Genomic DNA, 5,518 nt, shown 5'->3' with positions numbered 1-5,518 from the left:
CTATTTTTAAGACCTTTTTGAAAGATAAGTACAAGATCATGAATGCACTGGAACTTCCCTACTCAAACGCAAAACTGGAGGCTACCAATAACCTCATCAAAGTCATCAAGCGAAATGCTTTTGGCTTTCGGAACTTTGACAACTTTAAAACTAGAATTCTCATTGCTTTGAACATCAAAAAGGAGAGAACCAATTTGGTCCTCTCCAGGGTATAGCTTTTCATCAACCCACTACAGTTGACAAAGAGCCAAAATAGAAAATAGTTTATGGTATAATAGACAAAAACACTTGTATTAGAAAGAAATTATGTCTAAAGAGATTGATATTGAGTATTACCACCAACTAGCACTGCAAAAGCAGAAGGAGCACCGCAAAGTGTTAGCTAATCTAAAGAAAAAACCTCCTAAAAACTTAGATAAGATTGCCCAGCAGATTCACCAAGAAGTTTTTGATGAGATTGATTGTACCGCCTGCGCGAATTGTTGCAAGACATTGGGGCCTGACTTTAAGGAAGCCGATATTACCCGTATTGCTAAGTACTTTAAGATGAAATTACCAGCTTTTGAAGCGGAATTCCTTCAGGTAGATGAAGATGGGGACAAGGTTTTCAAATCCATGCCTTGCCCCTTTCTAGGAGGAGACAATCTCTGCTCCATCTACGACGTTCGACCAAAGGCCTGTCGAGAGTTCCCCCATACAGATCGTAAAAAGATCCATCAAATTAATCATTTGACGATTAAGAATACCTTGACCTGCCCAGCAGCTTATCTCTTTGTTGAGAAATTAAAAGATAAGTTATAAGGATTTGAACCTTTAAATCTTGTACAAATATTCTAGGGCGGAAGTATCTTGTATTTGCTAGAATATAGTTAGAATTGAACACGGCTTAAAAGCTGCGTGAAAAAGATGAAATTTTCTCGGAGCAGGAGCCCCTCCGTAAATTTTCCAATTTTCACTTTGCTTTTAACGTCCTTTGTATCTTATGGAGGTAAGAAAAAAAGAATATGATGCATCAATTCAATCGAACCATGGATTATTTGGAGCAGCAGCTGACTGGAGAAGTGGATATGAAAAGATTTCAGCAACTATCGGGCTATTCTTACCCTCTCTTTAGCAGGCTATTTTCTATCCTGGCAGATATGACATTAGCAGAATACTTGCGCAATCGCAGGCTGTCAGAGGCTGTGATGGATTTGCGGGAAAGCTATGAGAAAGTCATTGACATAGCAATGAAATATGGCTATGACTCTGCGGATGCTTTCAGCTCAGCCTTCAAGAAATTCCATGGGGCAACTCCCTCAGAAGTTCGAAATGGAAAACCTTATCGGGTTTTTCCTAAACTTCAATTATCCTTAAAAATCACAGGAGGAAAGAACATGGATATCAAGATTCAAAAGAAACCTGCATTTTCCGTGGCAGGCGTCCTATTGGAAGCTATTGACAATAGCCAGTGTCCGTCTGCATGGGAGCAGCTCTATGCCAATCACAGCTTTGAAAGGCTAGAGAGTCTAGGCAGTGGCCAATCTTTTGGTGTCTGCTCGGATGTCAAAGAAGGCGAAATCATCAACTACATGGCGGCTTATGATGTGACGGATAAAGCGAAAGCAGAAGCCCTAGGCCTTTCTATCAAGGAAATCCCAGCATCTGAATATGCTATCGTCCCAGTCAAAGGCCCTATACCAGCTAGCATTCACAATGCTTGGAAATATGTCTTGGAGGTCTTTTTCCCAGAAACTGGCTATCGCCACTCAGGTGCACCAGACTTTGAAGTTTATTCCGAAGGTGATATGTCGTCACCAGACTATCAAATGGAACTCTGGATACCGGTGATTAAGAACTAGATCATTTTCTGACAATTTATAAAGATGCAAATCGAACTCTGTAGAAGATACCTTTTACAGAGTTTTTCTTTATTTGGAATCGGGGATTTCTAAGAAAAACAATAAGTCTTATTTTGCTTAAATTTAAGTATAAGGAATTTTTAAGCATTTACTTGTATACTTTTCCAATCATCAAAGAAAGAGGTGTAAATATGAACTATCTAGTTATTCCAGCTTACGAACCTGACTACAATCTCATTAAATTGGTTGAAAAGATTCACAATAAGAGCAATTTTTACATCATTGTCATTGATGATGGAAGTTCGGCAGAATGCCAAGACATTTTTGCTCGAGCAGCGAATTTTGCGACGGTGCTTCACCACCAGGTCAATCAAGGAAAAGGGCAAGCTCTGAAAACAGCTTTTGAGCACATTCAGTCTCTCAATAAGCCAGGGACTGTGGTTACAGCGGATGCAGATGGCCAACACAGAATCTGGGACATCTTTCGTAGCTTGACCAAATCAAATGAAAATCCTAATACACTTGTCCTTGGTGTCCGTGCCTTTACTGGCAAGGTTCCCTTGCGTAGTCGTTTTGGAAACAGCTTGACTCGTATCTTGTTTAAACTGCAAACGGGTGTCGCTGTATCCGACACACAGACAGGATTACGTGCCTTTTCAACGGATATGATTCCTTTTATGCTCAAGATAGAAGGACAACGGTATGAATACGAGATGAATATGCTCCTCGAAGCAAGCCAAGCCTACCCAATCCTAGAAGTTCCGATTGAAACAGTCTATATCAACGACAATGAGGCTTCTCACTTCCGACCTATTCGGGATGGCTTGATGATTTATAAAAATATTTTAAAGTTTGCACTCTCGTCTTTTAGTAGTTTTATCGTAGATTATGTGGTCTACGCTCTCTCTATTCTATGCTTGAGCTTTATTCCAACAGGTCTTCGTGTTCTCCTCTCAAATGGTTTGGCACGTGTGACTAGCTCCATCTTTAACTTTTCTACCAACAAAAAATTGGTCTTTAAGAACAAGGCGAGCAGTTTTAAAACAGGATCAGGCTATTTTGGATTAGCAGTTGGTCTCTTTATCTTAGACACCATCCTGATTCGACTCTTTAATTCGGGTCTTGGAGTTAACTTGCTAATCGCGAAGATTTTTGTTGGAATCATGCTCTTTATCCTCTCTTGGACAGTTCAAACCCGCTTTATTTTCAAAGAAAGGACTTGTAGCCCATTATGAAAGTTTTAAAGAAACCCTATCTATACGCCTCGGTCTTGGGCTTGCTCCTGACAAGCTCCTTTACCTATTCGATGTTGAAGACCTTTGTACTCGCTGAAACGATTTCCACTGTATCCAATACAAGCTCAACGTCTAACACCACAGCAGCAAGTCAGGCAGCAAAAAATGCCCAGGTGACGGATACTAGCTATTCAGATGGAAATATCAGTGTCAATCTCACTGAAAAGACTGTGAATGAAACGCAGGTCTATGTGGCAGATATAACCCTTAGTTCATCGGATTATCTAAAAACAGCCCTAGCTCAAAACTCCTATGGAACCAACGTCACAGCTAAAACCTCTGTAACGGCTGCTGAAAACAATGCTATTCTAGCTGTCAACGGTGACTACTATGGAGCTAATAGCTCTGGTTATGTTATCCGTAATGGAGTTGTCTATCGGGACAGTGTCCGTGAAGACGCTAGTAACGGTGACCTTGCCATTTACAAGGACGGCTCCTTTAAAATCATCTACGAGGACCAAGTTTCAGCCGATCAGTTGGTTCAGGACGGTGTCGTCAATCTACTGGCATTTGGTCCGTCTCTAGTTGAGAATGGAGAAATATCCGTTGATACCAATACAGAAGTCGGTCAAGCCATGTCATCGAATCCTCGTACAGCCATCGGGATTATCAATGAAAATCACTACATCATCGTCGTTTCGGATGGTCGTACCGCTGAAAGCAAGGGCTTATCACTTTACCAGATGGCAGAAGTGATGAAATCTTACGGAGTGAAGACGGCCTATAACCTTGATGGTGGTGGTTCCTCAACTCTCTACTTTAACGGTCAGGTAATCAATAAGCCGACTACAGGTGGAAGCAAGATATCAGAAAGGGCGGTGAGTGATATTGTCTACATTGGTTACTAAAATCAAAAACAAACGCCTCAGAAAGACACTCGTTGGCTATAGTCTTCTCACTATTTTCTTCTTTGCATTGAGCCGTATCTATGAGTCCTTTAGTTTTGGGGAGACCTCGCTTCATATGCACTATCTCTTTGCAGTTCCTCTACTAGGAGGCGCCATTCTTTCACTTTTGTTGAAAATCATGCCAAACTTAGGACGACTCAGCCTAAACTTGTGGAACTCGGCAGTTGCAGTCCTAACAGCTGGAATGCTCTTTCGAGGTATTGTCAATCTATCAGGTCGTTCAACGACCTTAGATCAACCTTACTGGTATGTTGGACTAGCCTTTGCTATTTTGGCTATCGCCTCGCTTTTCTTTCATAAGAAAAACAGTCAAGAATTAGCTTAAAAATTGAAAACTGGTTGTTGAGAGAAGCAGCCAGTTTTCTTGTTGAAGTTCATGACTATAGATCACCAATACCCATATTTTTTGTTTGGATTTTATGGGGCATACGAATAGTTTTCTCGGTATAATAGTTCCATAGAAGATAAGGAGGCAGGAATATGCAGATGTATTTTGGTGATGTGTCGCTTTGCTATAGCTATTCATTGGCAATGGCACTGGATGCCTATGGTTATGATTTTAAAGCAGATTTTTTAGAGGCAATCATGGCGATGGGTAATGGCGCTAGTATCGTAAAGGAAGATGAGCAGAACCCTCTAGTATTCTTTGATAATGGAATACCAGATCTTTCCATCTCTCATTCCTTAAAAATACTAGGGTTTGACTATGAAGACTTCTATTTAAAGGATGGATCGGAAGTAGATTTGGAAGAGGTTAAAGGAAAGTTGGAAACATTTCTGTCCAATGGACCTGTCGTACTGGGACCTCTTGATATGGGACTTCTGACTTACAACCCCAATCACACAATCCTTTATGGCGTGGATCACTTCGTAACCGTGTATGACATTGATGATCAGTATCTCTATTTGCATGATCCAGCTGGTTTTGCCTGTATGAAGGTTGCTTTTAATGACATCTTAGAAGCTTGGAAGGCAGAGGCTATTGACTATAAGCGTGGATCTTACTCCATGTGGGGAAATTTTAAGAAGGTCAAGAGTCCTAGTCAGACTGAAATCTATCAGGAAACATCAAGGATTATGAAGAACCGATATCTGAATGGCCAAAACGGTGTTTTGGAATGCTATGCAAAAGCAGTTGCTGAAAATGGCTTAAATACGGAACAAAAACAATTGCATCAGTATTTCAGCTTTAAACTTGCGGCTGTTCGAAATCTCTATCTCAGTAAGTTCTTAAAAGTTCATGATCCAGAAGGGGCAAGATTAAAAGAGGAATTGGCTACTCTATTTGGCCAAGCCCACCTTTCGTGTTTAAAAGAAGACTACCAAGAACTATCCCGCTTGCTCTGTCAGATAGCAGAAGTAGATGGTCTCTTTAAAGATTTATATGTAAAGTAGTGACTATAAGCATAAAAAAAATAGTTCGTAAAAGCGGTTTTTCGTAAAACGAAGAACTGCGTTTTGAATTGTTAACAAC

At 40.5% G+C, this 5,518-nt stretch carries 7 protein-coding genes; all 7 read left to right on the top strand.

Annotation, left to right across the window (positions count from 1 at the left end):
- Window positions 1-215 (top strand): transposase (locus D8847_RS10165; protein ID WP_142999092.1); only part of this gene is annotated, 215 nt, incomplete at its 5' end.
- A 91-nt stretch (window positions 216-306) separates the two neighbouring features.
- The gene (locus D8847_RS10160) at window positions 307-801 is read left to right on the top strand and encodes a YkgJ family cysteine cluster protein (protein WP_084859902.1); all 495 of its coding nucleotides are present in this window, start codon (window positions 307-309) and stop codon (window positions 799-801) included.
- Window positions 802-1,004: 203 nt separating this feature from the next.
- Entirely contained in the window at window positions 1,005-1,841 is an 837-nt protein-coding gene (locus tag D8847_RS10155; protein WP_125841466.1) for an AraC family transcriptional regulator, read from the top strand.
- A 191-nt stretch (window positions 1,842-2,032) separates the two neighbouring features.
- Complete coding sequence (locus tag D8847_RS10150) at window positions 2,033-3,076, top strand: bifunctional glycosyltransferase family 2/GtrA family protein (RefSeq protein ID WP_125841465.1); 1,044 nt, start codon at window positions 2,033-2,035, stop codon at window positions 3,074-3,076.
- On the top strand, window positions 3,073-3,984 hold the full coding sequence (locus tag D8847_RS10145) for a phosphodiester glycosidase family protein (RefSeq protein ID WP_125841464.1): 912 nt from the start codon (window positions 3,073-3,075) through the stop codon (window positions 3,982-3,984). Before D8847_RS10150 ends, D8847_RS10145 begins: the two co-directional genes overlap by 4 nt.
- Window positions 3,959-4,369, top strand: a complete 411-nt coding sequence (locus D8847_RS10140) for a hypothetical protein (RefSeq protein WP_125841463.1) — start codon at window positions 3,959-3,961, stop codon at window positions 4,367-4,369. The genes D8847_RS10145 and D8847_RS10140 overlap by 26 nt, the downstream gene beginning before the upstream one ends.
- A gap of 155 nt (window positions 4,370-4,524) precedes the next feature.
- Complete coding sequence (locus D8847_RS10135) at window positions 4,525-5,439, top strand: peptidase (protein WP_125841462.1); 915 nt, start codon at window positions 4,525-4,527, stop codon at window positions 5,437-5,439.
- The last annotated feature ends 79 nt before the right edge of the window (window positions 5,440-5,518 follow it).

The organism is Streptococcus mitis (genome assembly GCF_003942795.1).
Lineage (GTDB): Bacteria > Bacillota > Bacilli > Lactobacillales > Streptococcaceae > Streptococcus > Streptococcus mitis_BJ.
Note: the sequence above shows the minus strand (reverse complement) of the source record. Positions and strands in the feature narration are given on the sequence as shown.

Excerpts from the sequence above, each read along its gene's own strand:
- D8847_RS10155 (WP_125841466.1), top strand. The coding sequence starts at position 1,005 with ATGATGCATCAATTCAATCGAACCATGGATTATTTGGAGCAGCAGCTG.
- D8847_RS10145 (WP_125841464.1), top strand. The coding sequence starts at position 3,073 with ATGAAAGTTTTAAAGAAACCCTATCTATACGCCTCGGTCTTGGGCTTG.
- D8847_RS10160 (WP_084859902.1), top strand. The coding sequence starts at position 307 with ATGTCTAAAGAGATTGATATTGAGTATTACCACCAACTAGCACTGCAA.
- D8847_RS10150 (WP_125841465.1), top strand. The coding sequence starts at position 2,033 with ATGAACTATCTAGTTATTCCAGCTTACGAACCTGACTACAATCTCATT.
- D8847_RS10135 (WP_125841462.1), top strand. The coding sequence starts at position 4,525 with ATGCAGATGTATTTTGGTGATGTGTCGCTTTGCTATAGCTATTCATTG.